Source organism: Bacillus cereus, assembly GCF_002564555.1.
Classification (GTDB): domain Bacteria; phylum Bacillota; class Bacilli; order Bacillales; family Bacillaceae_G; genus Bacillus_A; species Bacillus_A cereus_K.
This window is the reverse complement of record NZ_NUVD01000020.1, coordinates 460,543-479,676: the sequence shown is the minus strand read 5'-3', so window position 1 is coordinate 479,676 and position 19,134 is coordinate 460,543. Positions and strand designations below refer to the sequence as shown.

Genomic DNA, 19,134 nt, shown 5'->3' with positions numbered 1-19,134 from the left:
GAAGAAGCCACCCTTTTCTGTCTCACAGGACTGATTTAAAAGGTTGTTTTTATGAAGCAATCTGCTTAGATTGTTTTGTATTTTTTGCTTGTTTTGTTTCTGGTAGTAGTAGATTTAACAGTACACCTACAATTGCTGCTAGTGCCATTCCTTCTACTTGGAACGATTCTCCTACTTTAAGTACCGCTCCACCAATGCCGATTACTAGTATTACTGATGCAATCATTAAGTTGCGTTTGTCGCTTAAGTCTGTTTTATCATCTACCATCATGCGTAATCCACTTGATGCGATTACACCGAATAGTAAGATTGATACACCGCCCATAACTGGTGTTGGTATGGAGTGGATCAGTGCGGAAATCTTACCGACAAACCCGAATATGATTGCGAATACTGCTGAACCGATGAATAAGTATACACTGTACGCTCTCGTAATTGCTAGCACACCGATGTTTTCACCGTATGTTGTATTCGGTGGTCCACCTATTAGTGATGCGATTAATGTTGCTACTCCATCCCCAAAGATCGAACGGTGTAAACCTGGTTTTTCAATTAAATCCCTTTTAATAACATTTCCAAGTACAATTTGATGTCCGATATGTTCTGAAATTGTTACAAGTGCAACTGGTACCATTAAGAGTACAATCTTCCATGAAAACTCTGGTGTATATGTTACAAATGGTATTGTGAAATCAGGTACAACAAACCATTTTGCCTCAGCTACCGGCTTTAAGTCTACTAGCCCTTGGAAGTAAGCGAAGATATATCCGCCGATGATTCCAAGTAAAACTGGTATGATGCTGAAGAATCCTCTTCCGAATATGGAGCAGATAATTGTAATTGCTAATGTTACTAAAGCTACTGAAAAGTGTGTAAAGCTATACTTTCCATCTGCGCCGTTCATCGCCATATTTACCGCAGTTTGCGCTAAAGCTAAACCGATTACCATTACAACTGGGCCAACTACGATTGGCGGAAGTAATTTCATAATCCATGCTGATCCAGACTTCTTAATTCCGATTGAAATTAAGATGTACACAAGTCCTGCAAGTAAACCACCAAGCATCGCCGCTCCTGGGCCACCTGCTGTTTTCGCTGTTATAATTGGTGCGATGAATGCGAATGATGAACCTAAGTATGCAGGTACTTGCCCTTTCGTTATAAGAAGAAACGCTAGCGTTCCTAATCCACTTGATATTAAAGCTACTGACGGATTCAATCCTGTTAAAAACGGAACAAGCACTGTTGATCCAAACATCGCGAACAAATGTTGTATACTTAAAAATAACCATTTTCCCGGTTTCGGTACTTCATTAATGTCTAACACTGGCTTTTGTTCCATTGTTACATCCTCCTTCAGTTATAATCTTTGCAATAAAAAAACTCTTTGTGCCTGTGCACAAAGAGTCCTACACTTTCGTATGCCAAATTTGACATATGAAAGCCAAGACCCTTTGGCAGCCTCACAGGACTACATTTAAAAGGGCTTTACTTATCGTATATGCTTACTCGATCTTGTTGATCTGTCTCTTGCAAATCAACTTCGATACGCTCTTCACTTGATGTTGGAATGTTCTTTCCTACATAATCAGCTCGAATTGGTAACTCACGATGACCTCTATCAACAAGAACAGCCAGTTGAATTTGTGATGGTCTACCTAAATCCATAAGAGCATCCATTGCTGCTCGAACTGTTCTCCCTGTATATAATACATCATCTACAAGGATTACTTTTTTCTTTGTAATATCTACAGGAATATCTGAACCTTTTACTAGCGGTTCTTCATTCTTTGATTGTAGTGTTAAATCATCACGATATAACGTAATATCTAACTCTCCTACTTCCATCTCTTTTCCTTCAATTTGACCAATTCGTTCTGCCAAACGTTGTGCAATAAAAATTCCACGTGTTTTAATTCCGACAAGAACACAATTATCGACACCTTTATTTCGTTCCACGATTTCATGACTAATTCGTGTTAAAGCGCGGCGAATCATTTGGTCATCTAAAACTACAGCTTTCTCTTGCATGCTCTACACCTCCAAGCTTTTTTTCTTGCGTGAGAGGAATGGTATAAAAAAAGTCCTCTCAGCGTGTGCGAGAGGACTTTTGAAAAAAGGGTACAGCATACCCTAAGTATTTCAAACCGTTACCTTCTCAACCTCACGGGGCTGTGTTAAAGGATCATTATTTAACTGTTGTCAGTATCTCAGTTTTCTTATGATTTGTCAATACTATTTCCGTAAAATATTTAATACTTCTTCAAATACTTCTGGAATCGGTGCCTCGAACTGAATATATTCACCAGTACGAGGGTGGTCAAATCCTAAAATACCTGCGTGAAGTGCTTGTCCATTCATATCTAACGTTTTCTTTGGACCATACTTTGGATCTCCTGCAAGTGGATAGCCAATATATTTCATATGAACACGAATTTGGTGCGTACGCCCCGTTTCTAAGCGACATTCTACAAGTGTAAAGTCTTTAAAGCGTTCTAACACTTGGAAGTGCGTAACAGCGTTCTTACCATTTTCATCAACTGTCATACTTTGACGTTCTTTCTTATCGCGACCAATTGGAGCATCGATAGTTCCCTTATCATGTGGAATCACGCCGTGTACAATCGCTTTGTAGCGTCTCGTTACTGTTTTTGCTACAAGCTGATTTACAAGGGATTCATGTGCCATATCATTTTTAGCAACCATTAATAATCCAGATGTATCCTTATCGATACGATGCACGATACCTGGACGCATTACACCGTTAATACCTGATAAATCTGTACAATGATGCATAAGTCCGTTTACAAGTGTACCACTTGTATGCCCTGGTGCTGGATGCACAACCATACCACGTGGCTTATTTACAACAAGTACATCTGCATCTTCATAATAAATTTCTAAATTCATATCTTCTGGTTGAATATCTAACGCTTCTGGTTCAGGAATCGTTACTGTAATTTCATCATTTCCTTTTACTTTATAATTCCCTTTAACCGCTTTCCCATTTACTGTTACAACAGCATCTTTAATCCATTGCTGCACTTGTGAACGTGACCATTCACTGTTTATTTCTGCCACGAATTTATCAATTCGCTCGCTTTTTTGCTCTTCTGCAACTGTTACTTGTACTACTTCACTCATCCAATTACTCCTTCGTTTTCTTTCCTTCTAATACTGTTTGAATAATAATTAATACAACTCCAATACATAATGCTGAGTCAGCTATATTGAATACTGGATAGTTGTACGAGAAAATATACACGTGAATGAAATCCACTACTTCTTGTCTAAATACACGATCAATAAAATTGCCAATTGCTCCGCCTAAAATGAGACCTAATGAAATACCTAGAAGTTTGTCTGTTTTTGCATATTTTTTCATATAAAATACGATAAATACTACGAAAACAACTGTAATAATGTAGAAGAACCACATTTTATTTTCTAAAATACCCCAGGCAGCTCCTCTATTTCGATGTGATGTTATGTATAATACATTATCGATAATCGGAATGCTCGTACCCAATTCCATGTTCTTTACAATTAGCCATTTCGATATTTGATCGATGGCAATGACAAATAACGCTATTACATAATATATCATTTTCATTTCCCCCATAAAGACAGTGTACCTCAAAATTTTAGCATAGCTGCTACCTTTTCACAATGAACCTTTATAGAAGAATAAAATAAATTAAAAAAAGGTAATATAATATCGTTGTGCGTATTCATACATTTACCTTTTCATAGAAAAATTCATGAATCGTACGAGCAGTGGGCATTGTTTTCATTTGTTTCGCTGGAATTACTCTCCCCGTCTCTTCACAAATACCGTACATATCTATTTCCATTTTAAATAATGCACGTTCTACATCTTTTAAATCCTCTTTTATATCATGTAATAGTAGTTTTTTCTTTATCTCTTCCTTAATTTCATATCCAAGTTCTTGGCTGAACTCCGTATCATATTTGTGCATTACTTCTTTAGCTAGTCTCTCTTGCAACTCTTTTCTCATCAATTGCAATTCTTCTTTTATCTCCATGTAGATTTCATTCACGTGTACATTCCTCCTAGCTGTAATGTACAGTTAGTGTGTCCGAAATCTATTTGCTTACCTCACACACATTTTTCCTTCACAGGAAAGAGCCTGAAAGTTACTTTGATATATCATCAATAAAAAAACTGACTGCCATCAATAGCAGTCAGTTTTTTTATTATTTTACATAGTTTTCTTTAACAACTGTTGCACAACGCTCACACAATGTTTCATGTTCAGCATCCTTACCAATTGTTTCTGAAACTACCCAACAACGTTCACATGTTTCACCAGTTGCTTGAGCAACAACAACCGCTGTATGTTCATACTTCGGCGCATCTGCTGGAGCTTCTTCCATCATACCACCAAGTTTATACTCAGAAACGATGAATAATTGCTTTAAGTCTTCGCTAATAGACTCTAACATAGCCTTCATTTCTACAGTCGGATATAGCGTAATGCTTGCATTTAATGACTTACCAATTACTTTTTCATTACGTGCTACTTCTAACGCTTTTAATACGTCATCACGTAGTGTCATAAATGCATCCCATTTTGTTTTTAATGCTTCCGCACCATCTATTTCTGCAGCTTCTGGCATATCAGTTAATTGTACACTTTCTTCTGTTACACCTGGGATGTATGGCCATACTTCATCTGCTGTATGCGGTAAGATTGGTGTTACAAGTTTCGTTAACGCAACAAGAACATCATATAATACAGTTTGAATCGCGCGGCGATCTTCGTGGTTTGCACCTTCAATGTATAAAATGTCTTTTGCAAAGTCTAAGTAGAATGAACTTAAATCGATTGTACAGAAGTTGTGAATTGCATGATACACAGCAGCAAAGTCATATGTTTCATATGCTTCTTTTACTTTTGTAATTAAGTCATTTAATTTCACTAGCATATAACGATCTACTTCACGAAGTTCAGCTACCGCCACAGTATTTTCACCTGGCTTAAAGTCATCTAAGTTTCCTAATAAGAAACGGAATGTGTTACGGATTTTACGATATACTTCTGCTACTTGTTTTAAAATATCATCTGAAATACGTACATCAGATTGATAGTCAACAGAAGATACCCATAAGCGTAAAATGTCTCCGCCTAATTGATCCATAATTTTCTTCGGTACGACGATGTTTCCAATCGACTTACTCATTTTACGTCCTTCACCATCTAATACGAAACCATGGCTTAGTACGCCTTTGTATGGTGCTTTACCTGTTACAGCAACTGCTGTTGATAATGAAGAGTTAAACCAACCACGATATTGGTCAGATCCTTCTAAATATAAATCAGCTGGACGTTGTAAGTCATCGCGCTCTTCTAATACTGCTTGGTGAGAAGAACCTGAATCAAACCATACATCCATGATGTCTGTTTCTTTACGGAATTCACCATTTGGGCTACCTGGATGTGTAAATCCTTCTGGTAATAGATCTTTCGCTTCACGCTCGAACCATACGTTAGAACCGTGTTCACGGAATAAATCTGCTACGTGGTTAATTGTTTCATCCGTAATAATTGGATCACCATTCTCAGCATAGAATACAGGAATTGGCACACCCCATGCACGCTGACGAGAAATACACCAGTCACCACGGTCACGAACCATGTTATGAAGACGAGTTTCGCCCCATGCTGGTACCCATTTTGTTTCCGCAACAGCTTCTAATAACTCTTTACGGAATGCTTCAATAGATGCAAACCACTGTGCTGTCGCACGGAAAATAATAGGTTTTTTCGTTCTCCAATCATGTGGATATGAATGCGTAATGAATGTTAGTTTCAGTAACGCGCCTACTTCTTCTAATTTTTCTGTAATTGGCTTGTTAGCTTTATCATAGAATAAGCCTTCAAATCCAGGTGCTTCCTCTGTTAATACACCTTTATCATCAACTGGGCAAAGTACTTCTAATCCATACTTTTTACCAACAATGAAGTCATCTTCCCCGTGTCCTGGTGCTGTATGAACACAACCTGTACCTGCATCTGTTGTTACGTGATCTCCTAGCATAACTAATGAATCACGATCGTAGAATGGATGCTTTGCAACTGTATACTCAAGTTCGCTACCTTTTACCGTTTTCACAACTTCAGTGTTTTCCCACTCTAACGTTTTTGCAACTGTCTCAAATAGTTCAGAAGCAATAATATATTTTTCATTATTCACTTTCACGATGCTGTATTCAAGTTCTGGGTGAACAGAAATACCTAAGTTCGCTGGTAACGTCCAAGGTGTTGTTGTCCAAATGATAAATTTCTCATCACCTTCTAATACGTTTTTTCCGTCTTTTACAGGGAATGCTACGTAAATAGATGCTGATTTTTTATCTTGGTATTCAATTTCAGCTTCAGCTAAAGCTGATTCACTCGTTGGAGACCAGTAAACTGGTTTTTGTCCTTTATAGATATAACCTTTTTTCGCCATATCACCAAACACTTTAATTTGTTGTGCTTCATAAGCTGGCTCTAAAGTAATATATGGATTATCCCAATCTGCGCGTACACCTAGACGCTTAAATTGTTCACGTTGACGTTCTACTTGTTCATATGCATATTCTGCACATAACTTACGGAACTCAGCAACTGTCATTTCTTTACGTTTTACGCCTTTATTTGTTAAAGCTTGTTCAATTGGTAAACCGTGCGTATCCCAGCCTGGTACATATGGTGCATTGAAACCAGTCATTGATTTATAGCGAACAATAAAGTCTTTCAATACTTTATTTAATGCATGTCCCATATGAATGTCACCATTCGCATATGGAGGTCCATCATGCAATACAAATAAAGGACGACCTTTTGTATGCTCTTGCACTTTTTCATAAATATTCATTTCAGCCCATTTTTCTTGCATTGCAGGCTCACGTTTTGGTAAATTCCCACGCATTGGGAACTCTGTTTTTGGCATCAGTAATGTATTTTTGTACTCCATGCTAAATTCCTCCTTACATGTATAAAAGAAATACTTAAAAAACGGAATAAAAAAGAGACCTTCTCATCCCAAAAAGGGACGAGAAAGTCTCCCGCGGTACCACCCTAGTAGACCATATACGTATGTATAAGATCCTCTTTATATTCTTAACGCGAATATACGCCTACGCTTACTCGGTTTGTTCAGCGCGGAACTCCAGGGTGATATTCCCATATCTCCTTATCCTGAGCTTACACTATCCTCAGTTCGCTATATAAGGTTTGAAAAGGTACTTATCCCTATCTTCGTTTTTCTTAATAAATATGTTGTTTTAAAATTATATGTAATAATGAGAAAAACGTCAAGCTTACACTGTTTCTTCTTTTTTCAACAGCTCGTCCACTTCGTCTTCTAACTCAATTAGTTTGTCCCAATCATCGTTATTTAGCATTTCAAGCTGTGTTTCTAATAACATACGGAAACGTGTACGGAATACTTTTGCTTGTTTTTTTAACTCTTCAATATCAAAAGCAACTTTTCTTGATTTTACTAAAGCTTCGTTAATGATACGATCTGCATTCTTTTCAGCTTCACGTACAATTAATTTCGCTTCTTTTTGCGCATTACGTTTTACTTCTTCCGCTGCTTCTTGTGCAACAACGATAGATTTGTTTAACGTATCTTCAATATTAGAGAAATGATCTAACTTTCCTTCTAATTGCGCAACTTTTTCTTCTAAAGCTTTTTTCTCACGAATGACTAATTCATAATCTTTGATAATTTGATCAAGAAACTCATTTACTTGATCTTCATCATAGCCACGGAATCCGCGACCAAATTCTTTGTTATGAATATCTAATGGTGTTAACGGCACAACGCCACCTCCAAGTAATTATCTAAATTTCCTCTTTCAATTATATCTTTTCTTCGACAAAATAGGAGGATTTCCTTCTAAAAAACCAATCATTTTAGTATACCATACAAAATTCTCCATTTGTCGCGTTTTGTTCTACCTTCTACAGAAAATAATTTACTTCGTCCATATCCTCTCACCGAAAAAACATCTCCTGGATAACATTCATAAGAAGTTTGTTCTACGGTTTTCCAATTGACTTTTACTAAACCATTTTTTATTAAAGGCTGTATTTTCTGTCTGGATAGATGTAACATTTCAGCTAACATAACATCTAAACGAAGTGAAGAAACCGTTCCAGATTTCTCTCCCCACGTTTCATTAATCTGTAGAATTTGTTCTCCTTGCACTGATGATAAGGAGACTTTTACTTTCCCTATTGATTGTAAGTTCATCTCAATATACGATACGATTTCTTTTGCAACTACAATTTGGGCACGATTTTCTTGAAGCAAAATATCACCACATTTTTCTCTCGTTAAACCAAGTGACATAAATGTACCTAATATTTGCCTATGTTCTAGCGTATAAAACTTGGAAGGATAGTCAATTTCTAATACTTCTACTTGAAATTCTTCTTCATTTAATTCTAGATAGTCTGGATAAATGATTGCTCTTCTACGCTCCGCGTGAGGCGTTGCACCATCAAATCGCACAGCAACATCACCCTGCCCTATTACCATAGAAACAATTTGTTGCTGCCTTGGATCAAGGAAATCTGTTAATTTCACTTGATGGTACTCCGCCGTTCGCTTCCACTCTAACACTTTATCCACAAAGACCTCTTCATCAGGCCTGAAATGCTCGTAGATGCTCATGTATTTAACCTCTTACTATAAGAAATAGTTGAATAAACTTACTAGACCAATTTTAGCAAGTTTTAGCGCAAAAATCGCAACGAGTGGAGAAATATCAATCATACCAAGCGGCGGAATAAATCTGCGAAATGGTTCTAAATACGGTTCACAAATACGTGCAAGAAAATCTCCAAAAGTTGATTCCTTTGCACCAGGAAACCATGATAGGAGAATGTAAATAATAAGTGCCCACGAGTAAATCTCGATAGCAGAAAGTAAAACGTTTAAAACTGTTACCATGGCGTATTACCACCTCTTTATATTTGTTTCTTCTTCTTCACCGAATAACTCTGAAATTGCACCAACAATGTCTACATTTTCAGGCGTACACATAAATGTTTTCGGTCCTATTTTTTGAATGTCCCCGCCTATAGCGTATACAGTGCCACTTAAAAAGTCAACGATACGTACTGCTTGATCAGTAGACATTCTTTGCAAATTAATCACAACAGCTCGTCTACCTTTTAAATGATCCGCAATCCCTTGTGCTTCAGAATATGTGCGCGGTTCTAATAAAACAACTTTTGAAGGTTGCTTTGCTGTTTCGATGCTCACAACATTTTGTTTCGGTTGTGCTTTCGCAAACGTAACATCTTGTTGTTCTGGCGGATCTTGCTGCTTTTTCATGTCTGTTTGCTCCTTTTCATAACTATATTGAGCTGCTTCTTTTTCTTCCGGTGTATCAAAAAAGAAGTATTTTACTTTCGACCAACTCATAATAAGATTCTCCTTTCTTTTACGCTTTCCCTACTAAAATCGTCCCCAAACGAATATATGTAGCACCTTCTTCAATTGCAATCATGTAATCATTGGACATCCCCATTGATAATTCTTTACATGGCGCATGTAATAATTCTAGCTCCTGTACTTCTGTTTGTAGAATACGCAAGTCCTTAAAACAACGTCTGATTTCTTCTTCTTCCGCTGTAAACGGAGCCATTGTCATTAGACCGATCACTTCAATCTTATCAAATTCTTGCAAACTTTGAATAAAAGAAACAGTTTCTTCTTTTGCCAATCCTTGCTTGGATTCTTCAGATGATGTTTTTACTTGAATAAAGCATTTAACTTTCTTTTCAGCACGTTTTTGAATTTCCTTTGCAAGTGAAAGGCGATCTAACGAATGTAAATAATCAATCTGATTTATAATTTCTTTTACTTTTCTCGTTTGTAATGATCCAATAAAATGCCACTTTACTTTTGAATCAAATTGCTCATATTTCTGTAAAAAACCTTCATTTCTATTTTCACCTAAATCGACAATTCCGGCTTCAATTACTTCGTTTGTTTTTTCAATACCTACAGTTTTTGTAACTGCAACAAGTTTAATATCCTGCAACGAACGTCCAGCTCGTGCACACGATTCTTTAATAGCTTCATTTACAATTGCTAAGTTTTCTTGTACTGTCACTTGTTTCCTTCCTCCTTAAAACCTATGAAACTCAACATTCTTCCTGTCTTCCCCTGATCGCGGCGATGAGAGAAAAATAGTTGTTCTTCACAGTTTGTACAAAGAGATGACATTACAATATGCTCTTCTTTTATGCCTGCTTGTACACATAATATACGATTAATTTCTTTTAAATTAATTGCGTACTGCCCATCAGAAACTTTTTCATAAGGAACAGAACCCTTTACTACTTGCTGTGCTGCTGTTAACACTCGATCATCAACAACATAACAACAAGACCCGATTGCCGGTCCGATTGCAACATGAATTTCATCACTTGAAATCCCTTCTGTATTCCATTGTTGAATCATTTCCTTTGCAATCTCTTTTACAGTCCCTTTCCAGCCAGCATGCGCAAGTCCTATCATACCATGTGATGGCGCATAAAAATAGAGCGGAACACAATCCGCGTAACAAGACGTTAAAAGAACCTCTTTATCACTCGTATAAATGCCATCTGTTTTTGAAATGCCGTCCTCATATGAATAGACGCCTCTTCCTTTTTCCTGTTGTCCTACTTTTTCAACACGGTGATCATGAACTTGTTCAGAGCAAATCCAGTTCTCTAATGGTTTTTGTAACTTATTTGCTAAAATGCGTCTGTTTTCATGAACGTTCTCCACGATATCATTCACATGTAATCCTAAATTCATCGCATGAAAGGAGCCCGTACTTACCCCACCATCTTTTGTTGTAAATCCAACAGTAATGTTTCCAAGTTCTTTCCACGCTTGTAAATACAGTATACCGTCCACATATTTAAATGGTTCTCTCATAACAAAGCGGCCCCTTTTAATTAAAATAACATAAAAAAGCATGGTACTTCCTGTCTATTTTACCATACTTTTATTTTTTCATAATGCCAACAGAAAAAAAAGAGGAATTTGTAATATTCTTTATGAAATTGTCGGTGTTTGTATTGGTTCTGTTACAGAATTAACAGGATTTACTCTAACAAGTATGACATCTTCCCCAATTTTCACAATTTCTTTCCAAGGAATTACAATCTCTACGTCTTTCCCAAACATCCCTAGCATACGTGCCTGTTTAGAAATAATAATAGCCTGAACCTTTCCTGTGTTCATATCAATTTCAACATCTCCAATATTTCCAAGTCTTTTTCCATCTGAAATATTTATAACATCCTTCATCTGTAACTCCGAAATTTGTATCAATTTCATCCTCTCCCTTATATGGCGAATTGGAAATACACACACCAAAGTTTCTCATAATCACAGGAAGTAACATGCTAAGACCCATACTATTTTCATTATATGAACACGTTCTCCCTACTATGAAAACTATATGACATATAAAAAGGCCTCACCATAACTGGTGAGAACCTTATCCTTGAATCGTCTTATTCATTTGCTTAATAGCAGACTTCTCCAAACGTGATACTTGTGCTTGAGAAATCCCAATTTCTTCGGCAACTTCCATCTGTGTCTTTCCTTGGAAAAAACGTTTTCGAATAATCATTTTCTCACGATCATTTAAACGCTTCATCCCTTCTTTCAACGCTAATTCTTCAACCCACTGCTCGTCCTTTTGTTTTTCATCACTTAACTGATCCATAACAAAAATCGGATCTCCTCCGTCATTATAAATCGGTTCGAATAATGAAACCGGGTCTTGAATGGCATCTAGTGCAAAAACAATCTCTTCATGTGTCACTTCAAGAACTTTCGCAATATCCATTGCTGTTGGTTCTTTCGAGTTTTCAGCAATTAATTTCTCTCTTACTTGCAATGCTTTATACGCAATATCTCGTAATGAGCGAGATACGCGAATCGGATTGTTATCACGCAAATATCTGCGTATTTCTCCGATAATCATCGGCACAGCATACGTTGAAAATTTTACATTTTGACCTAAATCAAAGTTATCAATGGATTTCATAAGTCCAATACAGCCAACTTGAAATAAATCATCAACATATTCTCCTCTGTTATTAAATCTTTGGATGACGCTCAGTACAAGACGTAAGTTTCCATTCACTAATTTCTCTCTTGCGCTTATCTCTCCACTTTGCATTTCACGAAATAATTTACGCATCTCTTCATTTTTTAGTACTGGAAGTTTAGCTGTGTCAACACCGCAAATTTCTACTTTGTTTCTCGTCAAAGTGTTCCCTCCTATCGGGAGTTGCTGTACAGTGTAAAGTATTTCCTTTGAAGGAGATTTTATGCATGTAGTTTTCCTATCATTTTTCACGAATATTGCATTTCCTAACGCACCAAAAGAGAATAAGACCAGTCTAGATACCGACTGGTCTTATTCTTCACACCATTTTATTAAATTCTTTTCGTAACCTTTTTATAATTCTTTTTTCTAAGCGAGAAATATAGGACTGTGATATCCCAAGCATATCAGCCACATCTTTTTGTGTCTTTTCTTCTCCACCAGCTAGCCCAAACCGAAGCTCCATAATTTGTTTTTCACGATCATTTAATTGATGCAATGCCTTCATTAGAAGATGACGATCTACAGTAGCTTCCAGATCTTTTGTAATAATATCATCATCAGTACCTAAAACATCTGATAACAACAGTTCATTCCCATCCCAATCAATGTTAAGTGGTTCGTCAAAAGAAACTTCCGAACGGTTTTTATTATTTCGACGCAAATGCATTAATATCTCATTTTCTATACAACGAGATGCATATGTTGCTAATTTTATTTTCTTTTCTGGATTAAATGTATTTACTGCTTTAATTAGTCCAATTGTTCCTATACTAATCAAGTCCTCAATATTTATCCCTGTATTTTCAAACTTTCTTGCTATATATACAACAAGCCGTAAATTACGTTCAATAAGTAATGACCTTGCTGCCTGATCCCCTTTTGGCAATTTATTCAAAAGAACTTCCTCTTCTTCTTTCGTTAACGGCGGTGGCAACGCTTCACTTCCACCTATGTAATAAATTTCATCGGTCTTAATTCCTAATTTCAGCAATACTTTATACCAAAGGTATACTAAATAAAATTTAAATTTCATCATATTATCCCGCCTCCCATAATTAAGCGATTACCATCTTTTGCGAAATCAACATTTTTGGATGTACAATACATTGATACTCTCCATTGGTAGACAATTGTTGTGTATTTAATCCTATCAATACTTTGTTTACAACAATAGAACTGCCTTCATGATAAACTTGCACATTATCTGGCTTAATTGCCCATAAAAATTGATTCTCTACCCCCACTGCTCGGAAAGGAATTAAACGCAATTTTGTCGCCCATCCAGAATCATTTTCTGGTATTTGAGGAATTTCTGTTTTGGAATAAATTTGTTCTGTTAACCAATCTGGCAAACAATGTTCTAATGATGAAATATGCATTATCATAACGGGTGTTTTTGTTAACGGGTCGTAAAGTTGGTTCCCACTATCAATGAGCCCTGCTAGTTCTAGTTCCTCTCCAGCTAATTGAATTTTCACTTTCACAATTTGGTCATAGTGTATTTTCGTGATTTCTACGCTTTCAATACGCTTTTTAGAAAAATAGTAAATCACAGGAAAACCGAAAATAACAAACAACCAACTAATTGGATCACCGTAAGAAATTGATTGAGATTGAACTAATCCATTTACCATTTCATTCGTTTGCAAAAAGAAATGAGTTCCCATTAACCCTCCGCCAACCATAAAGGTTACAAAGTAAAAAGTAAAAACAGTTTGTGTATAATTCCTAAACGTCGAAAACCCAAATGCTGCATACACAATAAGTAACGAGTATAGCAGTTTCATAATTGGATGTGTCATCATAGAAGCAAAAGGAGTAAAGGCGAAAATAACAATGGTTGAACCTATAAATGCCCCTAACACGAGCCTCCATCTTTTGATCCTCTTTTTTAACACGGTAGCCGTTAATAAAAGTAAAAGAAAATCAATGCAGGCGTTTAACAACCAAACGACGTCGGCGTAAACAACCAAACAATTCACCTCTTTTTTTAAGTTGAGACTAGTATAATGCATATCCAATAGGAAAGTGTGTCAATTTGCGGAGGGGTTTTTTTGTTATTTTGTGATTTCTAGACATAATCTGTCGGTAAAAAATAAAAGTTTATTTTTCATAGAATAATATGAATTTCTTATTTATATACATATTAGGTGAACTATATGTACAGAACGTTATTAACTACTTTTCACAACCTACATCTCAAAATATTAAGCTCTCCATCAAAAAATAAAAAAAGACCTGCTTAGCAGATCTCTTCCATTTAGACAACAAAAAAAAGGAGCATGAAAGCTCCTTTCCTTATCGTCTACGACGGTTACGTAAAAATGCTGGAATATCGATATCATCTGAATCTGAATGACGTTCCTGTACAGCCGGCTCTTCACGTTTCATTTCACGTTTTACTTCACGTTGTTTTGAAGGTTGAGCTACTGGTTGTTGTGTATGATTCGCAGTCGGACGGATAATTGGTTTTGGTGGCTGAGTCGCAGCGCTATCATCAAAACCAGTTGCAATTACAGTGACAACGATATCATCTTTTAATCCTTCATTAATTACAGAACCGAAAATCATATTTACTTCTGGATCTGAAGCTGAAGCTACAATATCTGCCGCTTCTTGCACTTCGTATAAGCTTAAGTTAGCTCCACCCGTAATGTTCATAATAACACCTTGAGCTCCATCAATAGATGTTTCTAATAATGGACTAGAAATCGCTTTTTTCGCAGCTTCAGCAGCACGATTTTCCCCATTACCAGAACCGATACCCATTAAAGCAGAACCTCTATTAGACATAATTGTCTTTACGTCTGCAAAGTCTAAGTTAATAAGACCCGGTGTAGCAATTAAATCAGAAATACCTTGAACACCTTGACGTAATACGTTATCAGCTTCACGGAATGCTTCTAACATCGGTGTATTTTTATCAACAATCTCTAATAAGCGATCGTTTGGAATTACAATAAGTGTATCTACATTTTCTTTAAATGCCGCAATACCAGATGCAGCTTGTGTTGCACGCTTACGTCCTTCAAATGTAAATGGACGTGTTACCACACCAACTGTTAACGCACCTAATTCTTTTGCAACTTGAGCAACAACTGGAGCTGCACCAGTTCCAGTACCGCCACCCATACCAGCAGTTACGAATACCATATCTGCACCACGAAGTGCTTCTTGGATCTGTTCTTTACTTTCTTCTGCCGCTTTTTTCCCTACTTCAGGGTTTGCGCCCGCACCAAGTCCACGCGTTAATTTTCCACCAATTTGCATTTTCGTTTCAGCTTTTGATAGATTTAATGCTTGTGCATCAGTATTCACAGCGATAAAGTCTACACCTTGTACACCGTGTTCGATCATACGGTTTACAGCATTGTTTCCGCCACCGCCGACACCGATAACTTTTATATTCGCTAATTGATCTTGAGTAGTATCAAACTCTAACATGTCGAAATCCCCCTAGAACCTCATTTTTCGTGTCCAATTTTAATCCCATAAATAACGGAATACACGTTTTACTTTTGACATCATACGGTCATCATTTTGATTATTATTGTTTTGATTACGAGTTTTTTGTTTCGCAGGTTGCTGTTGTACCGGCATTGGTGCTGGTACTGGTTCAAAATGCTCTTGCTTTTCCTGCACGTTTTTTCCACGTAATTTAGCTTTTTGATATGAGTGTTTAATTAAACCAACTCCAATTGTATATTGTGGCTCACGCACACCAATATAATCAGGAGTTGCTATACGAACATTTTCATGTAAGATATCATATGCAAGATCAAGAACACCTGGCATAGAAGCAATTCCGCCAGTTAGTACATAGCCAGAAGCAACTTGCTTTATTCCTAACTTACGCACTTCATCTTGAACAAACATTAAAATTTCCTCTACACGAGCCTCGATAATATCCGATAATTCCAATTGTGAATACTGTTCTGTTTGATCACTTCCCATAATAGGAACTGTAAACATTTCTTCTTCAGATGCTGTATCATAAAAAGCATGTCCATATTTCAACTTAATTTGATCTGCATTTTCTGTCGAAGTTTTCAACCCAATCGCAATATCCTTCGTTATATGGTCTCCACCTAATGGCAATACGCTCGTTGCTTGTAACTCTCCATCTTTAAAAATAGATAAAGTTGTTGAGCCTCCCCCAATATCAACAAGGGCCACTCCTCTATTTTTTTCATCTGAAGATATAGCAACTGTTGCAGCCGCTAAAGGTTGAAGACAAATATCAACAATTTCAAGACCTGCTTTTTCTACACAACGAAGTAGGTTATGTAGTAAAGTTCTCGAGCCTGTAATAAGTGTACCTTCCATTTCTAATCTTACACCGATCATCCCGCGTGGATCGTTAATCTCGTCAAGACCGTCTACAATGAACTGTCGAGGTACCACATCAATAAATTCACGTTCAGGAGCAATTGACACAACTTGTGCTGCATCTAGAACGCGTAAGACATCTTCATTTCCGATTTCACGATCTTCATTTGAAACAGCGACTACTCCGTGACAAGGAAGTAGCTGTACCTGGTTTGCATTGACACCTACTACAACTTGCTCAATGTGGATTCCCACCATGCGCTCAGCTTGTTCAATTGCTTTTTTAATTGATCGAACAGTCTCATCTATATCGACTATCGATCCCTTCTTTAAACCATTTGACTTTACATTTCCAACACCTATTATGTTTAAGCTGTCATTAACCATTTCACCAATGATGACTTTAACATTGGATGTACCGATGTCAAGACTAACATATATTTCATTGCTGTTCATTCTTTGGCACCTCCTTCTTTATTTATACCATACAACTCAATATATGGAACAACAATCGCAACTTTACTATTTATAAGAAAAATATTCAACGTCTTTATACGTTTCCCTTTTTTAACCCTATATTTTTCTTATTTTTATTTAACATTCATTTAAGAATATCGCAGTAAAATGTGAATAATTGCGTATCTTGAAATAATTCTATTTCAAGTGTAAAGATTACCGCCAAGTATAAGTCTACACTAAGATGTACTCATAGAAAAGTGAAACTTGTACCAATCCTAGTATGAATCTAAGAATTTTTACATATTTTTCATCAAATGAACCATTCTTGTAAATTCACATGCAGACAACAGAACATTCGTTTTGTTTTTTTCTATAAATAACGGAGTAAAAACTATCGTTCTATTCTTTTTTTCCCTCCGCTCCTAACTCTTTCGTATATGCCCCTACTTCTAAGTCAATTAATACCTTTTTACCTGGATCAATTGTTTTTAATATAAGCGGATAAGCTTCCATACGCTTTGCGAAGTTTTGAATCGTAGTGCTCACTTCATATCCTTCATTCATATATAAAGTAAGATGGTCTTCATTCGCGTTCGTCGGTGAATAATGAATCTCAGAAATAGACCTTAAAATAGTCGGTGTTAATTTTTCTAGTTCCGCAATTAACTCCTTCATTTTCTGCTCTTTAAAAGGTTCAAAAATTGGTGCCGCAACAGGAAGTTTTCCATTTGGGAGTACATCAAGTGTTTTCCCATTTTCTAATAACGGTTGTAATTTTCCATCTTTGTTTATATAACCAATCGTTAAATATTCTTCAATATGAACATCGATTTTGTTTGGAAAACGTTTTTTTACATTTACCGCTTTAATTTCTTTTCGTTTCGTTAAGTTTTCTTCTGCTTTATGTGCTGTTACTCGGAAATAACTTGTATCATATGTCACACCCGATTCCTTCATTACTTGTTCATCTGTCATATAATGATTTCCATACACACTTATCTTTTTTATATTACTAAGCGGAGACCGAAAATAAATTAAAAAGAGTACTAATAAAAATAAAATTGATATGTATAAAATCAGCCGATGATTAACATTTTTTTTGTTTTTTTTCTTTTGATTTTTTAATTTTGGTACACGATCTTGTAGTTTAATCACTTTACTATTTTTCATGTACGATCCCCCTATGTAACATAAAGAACGGCATGTTCCTCATGCCGTTCTTATCTTCTTATTATAACATAAATGATAATGAGCGGAACGAATAACCGTTATCTTCCAATGATTTCTACTTCTGTATGCATTTCTACACCAAATTTATCCTTAATTGTATGCTTTATTAATGCAATCAAGTCTATTACATCTTGTGCTGAGGATCCCCCAGTATTAATAATAAAATTCCCATGCATTTCAGAAATTTGAGCTCCACCTATTTTATAACCACGAAGCCCTGCTTTTTCTATTAACTCTCCTGCAAAATATGGGATAGGATTCCGAAATACACTTCCTGCACAAGGATGATTCCATGGTTGTGTTTCACGGCGATAATCTTTATTCTTTTGCATGTTTCTTACGATTTTCTCACGCTCTCCTACCTGCAATTGAAACTCCGCTTCCAAAACAATACCAGGACGTTTCGTTTGCAATACAGATGTACGATACGAAAACTCCATTTCTCTATTCGTTAACCAATCAATTGTTCCGTTTTCAAAGAGAATAAGAGCCTTTGATAATATATTTGATATATCTGATTTGTGCGCACCTGCATTCATATATACTGCACCACCGACACTTCCTGGAATACCACTTGCAAATTCCAGTCCGGCTAACCCTTGGCGACTAAGTAATGTTGACAATTTAATAAGGGGATATCCACCACCAACTCTTACCCTATGTTTTTCGACCTCTAAGTGGTCTAATCCTTCTCCTAAACGAATAACAACGCCTTCTATACCTTGATCAGATACAAGAAGGTTTGAACCACGACCAATTACAGTCCACTTTGTTTTATATTGCTTTACTAACTGCAATGTTTTCTCAATACCGGCAACATGGTTTGGCACAATTAAAATATCAGCTGGTCCACCTATTTTCATAGTTGTATAACGTGCTAACGGCTCGTTAACTAACACGCGACCAACATTTGCTTCTATAAGCTCATTTACTAATTGTTCCATAGACGCTCTCCCCCATATTAAGTC

General features: G+C 36.4%; 20 protein-coding genes and 1 other annotated feature. All 20 genes read right to left on the bottom strand.

The window, feature by feature from the left end:
* Nucleotides 1-49 precede the first annotated feature (49 nt).
* Nucleotides 50-1,342 carry a uracil permease gene (gene uraA / locus COI75_RS13050; RefSeq protein WP_000435913.1) on the bottom strand — a complete coding sequence of 431 codons (1,293 nt, stop codon included), beginning with the start codon at nucleotides 1,340-1,342 and terminating at the stop codon, nucleotides 50-52.
* 146 nt (nucleotides 1,343-1,488) lie between these two features.
* Entirely contained in the window at nucleotides 1,489-2,031 is a 543-nt protein-coding gene (gene pyrR / locus COI75_RS13045; protein ID WP_001156490.1) for a bifunctional pyrimidine operon transcriptional regulator/uracil phosphoribosyltransferase, read from the bottom strand.
* Nucleotides 2,032-2,235: 204 nt separating this feature from the next.
* Entirely contained in the window at nucleotides 2,236-3,144 is a 909-nt protein-coding gene (locus COI75_RS13040) for an RluA family pseudouridine synthase (protein WP_000005844.1), read from the bottom strand.
* A 4-nt stretch (nucleotides 3,145-3,148) separates the two neighbouring features.
* A complete protein-coding gene (gene lspA, locus COI75_RS13035) occupies nucleotides 3,149-3,607 on the bottom strand; it encodes a lipoprotein signal peptidase LspA (RefSeq protein ID WP_000642182.1) in 459 nt (152 codons plus the stop codon).
* 124 nt (nucleotides 3,608-3,731) lie between these two features.
* Nucleotides 3,732-4,061: a hypothetical protein gene (locus tag COI75_RS13030; protein WP_001002954.1), complete on the bottom strand. Its 330-nt coding sequence runs from the start codon at nucleotides 4,059-4,061 to the stop codon at nucleotides 3,732-3,734.
* A gap of 157 nt (nucleotides 4,062-4,218) precedes the next feature.
* Nucleotides 4,219-6,984, bottom strand: a complete 2,766-nt coding sequence (gene ileS2, locus COI75_RS13025; RefSeq protein WP_000455937.1) for an isoleucine--tRNA ligase — start codon at nucleotides 6,982-6,984, stop codon at nucleotides 4,219-4,221.
* A gap of 71 nt (nucleotides 6,985-7,055) precedes the next feature.
* Nucleotides 7,056-7,278: a binding site (T-box leader), on the bottom strand.
* A gap of 52 nt (nucleotides 7,279-7,330) precedes the next feature.
* On the bottom strand, nucleotides 7,331-7,837 hold the full coding sequence (gene divIVA / locus COI75_RS13020) for a septum site-determining protein DivIVA (protein ID WP_001131611.1): 507 nt from the start codon (nucleotides 7,835-7,837) through the stop codon (nucleotides 7,331-7,333).
* An 89-nt stretch (nucleotides 7,838-7,926) separates the two neighbouring features.
* Entirely contained in the window at nucleotides 7,927-8,694 is a 768-nt protein-coding gene (locus tag COI75_RS13015; RefSeq protein ID WP_000029715.1) for an RNA-binding protein, read from the bottom strand.
* A gap of 15 nt (nucleotides 8,695-8,709) precedes the next feature.
* Nucleotides 8,710-8,973: a YggT family protein gene (locus tag COI75_RS13010; protein ID WP_000259083.1), complete on the bottom strand. Its 264-nt coding sequence runs from the start codon at nucleotides 8,971-8,973 to the stop codon at nucleotides 8,710-8,712.
* A 6-nt stretch (nucleotides 8,974-8,979) separates the two neighbouring features.
* Complete coding sequence (locus tag COI75_RS13005) at nucleotides 8,980-9,450, bottom strand: cell division protein SepF (RefSeq protein WP_000119133.1); 471 nt, start codon at nucleotides 9,448-9,450, stop codon at nucleotides 8,980-8,982.
* A gap of 19 nt (nucleotides 9,451-9,469) precedes the next feature.
* Nucleotides 9,470-10,144: a YggS family pyridoxal phosphate-dependent enzyme gene (locus COI75_RS13000; protein ID WP_000217998.1), complete on the bottom strand. Its 675-nt coding sequence runs from the start codon at nucleotides 10,142-10,144 to the stop codon at nucleotides 9,470-9,472.
* Nucleotides 10,141-10,959, bottom strand: coding sequence for a peptidoglycan editing factor PgeF (gene pgeF / locus COI75_RS12995; protein ID WP_033657988.1), 819 nt, complete (start codon nucleotides 10,957-10,959; stop codon nucleotides 10,141-10,143). Before pgeF ends, COI75_RS13000 begins: the two co-directional genes overlap by 4 nt.
* Before the next feature lie 120 nt (nucleotides 10,960-11,079).
* A complete protein-coding gene (locus COI75_RS12990; RefSeq protein WP_033657070.1) occupies nucleotides 11,080-11,364 on the bottom strand; it encodes a YlmC/YmxH family sporulation protein in 285 nt (94 codons plus the stop codon).
* Nucleotides 11,365-11,527: 163 nt separating this feature from the next.
* Nucleotides 11,528-12,307, bottom strand: a complete 780-nt coding sequence (gene sigG / locus COI75_RS12985) for an RNA polymerase sporulation sigma factor SigG (RefSeq protein WP_000197755.1) — start codon at nucleotides 12,305-12,307, stop codon at nucleotides 11,528-11,530.
* Between the two features lie 157 nt (nucleotides 12,308-12,464).
* Nucleotides 12,465-13,184, bottom strand: coding sequence for an RNA polymerase sporulation sigma factor SigE (sigE, locus tag COI75_RS12980; protein WP_000975305.1), 720 nt, complete (start codon nucleotides 13,182-13,184; stop codon nucleotides 12,465-12,467).
* A 19-nt stretch (nucleotides 13,185-13,203) separates the two neighbouring features.
* Nucleotides 13,204-14,121, bottom strand: a complete 918-nt coding sequence (gene spoIIGA, locus COI75_RS12975) for a sigma-E processing peptidase SpoIIGA (protein ID WP_002095380.1) — start codon at nucleotides 14,119-14,121, stop codon at nucleotides 13,204-13,206.
* A gap of 325 nt (nucleotides 14,122-14,446) precedes the next feature.
* Nucleotides 14,447-15,592: a cell division protein FtsZ gene (ftsZ, locus tag COI75_RS12970; RefSeq protein WP_000888979.1), complete on the bottom strand. Its 1,146-nt coding sequence runs from the start codon at nucleotides 15,590-15,592 to the stop codon at nucleotides 14,447-14,449.
* 39 nt (nucleotides 15,593-15,631) lie between these two features.
* Nucleotides 15,632-16,933: a cell division protein FtsA gene (ftsA, locus tag COI75_RS12965; protein ID WP_001087545.1), complete on the bottom strand. Its 1,302-nt coding sequence runs from the start codon at nucleotides 16,931-16,933 to the stop codon at nucleotides 15,632-15,634.
* Between the two features lie 402 nt (nucleotides 16,934-17,335).
* The gene (gene divIB / locus COI75_RS12960; RefSeq protein WP_000798218.1) at nucleotides 17,336-18,106 is read right to left on the bottom strand and encodes a cell division protein DivIB; all 771 of its coding nucleotides are present in this window, start codon (nucleotides 18,104-18,106) and stop codon (nucleotides 17,336-17,338) included.
* Nucleotides 18,107-18,204: 98 nt separating this feature from the next.
* Nucleotides 18,205-19,110 (bottom strand): UDP-N-acetylmuramate dehydrogenase, encoded by a 906-nt coding sequence (murB, locus tag COI75_RS12955; protein WP_000437056.1) that lies wholly within the window; start codon nucleotides 19,108-19,110, stop codon nucleotides 18,205-18,207.
* Nucleotides 19,111-19,134 lie beyond the last annotated feature (24 nt).

What these genes read in the sequence shown, in the direction of transcription:
- ftsZ (WP_000888979.1), bottom strand. Translation starts at nt 15,592, where the DNA reads ATGTTAGAGTTTGATACTACTCAAGATCAATTAGCGAATATAAAAGTT.
- uraA (WP_000435913.1), bottom strand. Translation starts at nt 1,342, where the DNA reads ATGGAACAAAAGCCAGTGTTAGACATTAATGAAGTACCGAAACCGGGA.
- COI75_RS13040 (WP_000005844.1), bottom strand. Translation starts at nt 3,144, where the DNA reads ATGAGTGAAGTAGTACAAGTAACAGTTGCAGAAGAGCAAAAAAGCGAG.
- sigE (WP_000975305.1), bottom strand. Translation starts at nt 13,184, where the DNA reads ATGATGAAATTTAAATTTTATTTAGTATACCTTTGGTATAAAGTATTG.
- ileS2 (WP_000455937.1), bottom strand. Translation starts at nt 6,984, where the DNA reads ATGGAGTACAAAAATACATTACTGATGCCAAAAACAGAGTTCCCAATG.
- COI75_RS13015 (WP_000029715.1), bottom strand. Translation starts at nt 8,694, where the DNA reads ATGAGCATCTACGAGCATTTCAGGCCTGATGAAGAGGTCTTTGTGGAT.
- COI75_RS13010 (WP_000259083.1), bottom strand. Translation starts at nt 8,973, where the DNA reads ATGGTAACAGTTTTAAACGTTTTACTTTCTGCTATCGAGATTTACTCG.
- divIB (WP_000798218.1), bottom strand. Translation starts at nt 18,106, where the DNA reads ATGAAAAATAGTAAAGTGATTAAACTACAAGATCGTGTACCAAAATTA.
- pgeF (WP_033657988.1), bottom strand. Translation starts at nt 10,959, where the DNA reads ATGAGAGAACCATTTAAATATGTGGACGGTATACTGTATTTACAAGCG.
- pyrR (WP_001156490.1), bottom strand. Translation starts at nt 2,031, where the DNA reads ATGCAAGAGAAAGCTGTAGTTTTAGATGACCAAATGATTCGCCGCGCT.
- COI75_RS13005 (WP_000119133.1), bottom strand. Translation starts at nt 9,450, where the DNA reads ATGAGTTGGTCGAAAGTAAAATACTTCTTTTTTGATACACCGGAAGAA.
- murB (WP_000437056.1), bottom strand. Translation starts at nt 19,110, where the DNA reads ATGGAACAATTAGTAAATGAGCTTATAGAAGCAAATGTTGGTCGCGTG.
- COI75_RS12990 (WP_033657070.1), bottom strand. Translation starts at nt 11,364, where the DNA reads ATGAAATTGATACAAATTTCGGAGTTACAGATGAAGGATGTTATAAAT.
- lspA (WP_000642182.1), bottom strand. Translation starts at nt 3,607, where the DNA reads ATGATATATTATGTAATAGCGTTATTTGTCATTGCCATCGATCAAATA.
- ftsA (WP_001087545.1), bottom strand. Translation starts at nt 16,933, where the DNA reads ATGAACAGCAATGAAATATATGTTAGTCTTGACATCGGTACATCCAAT.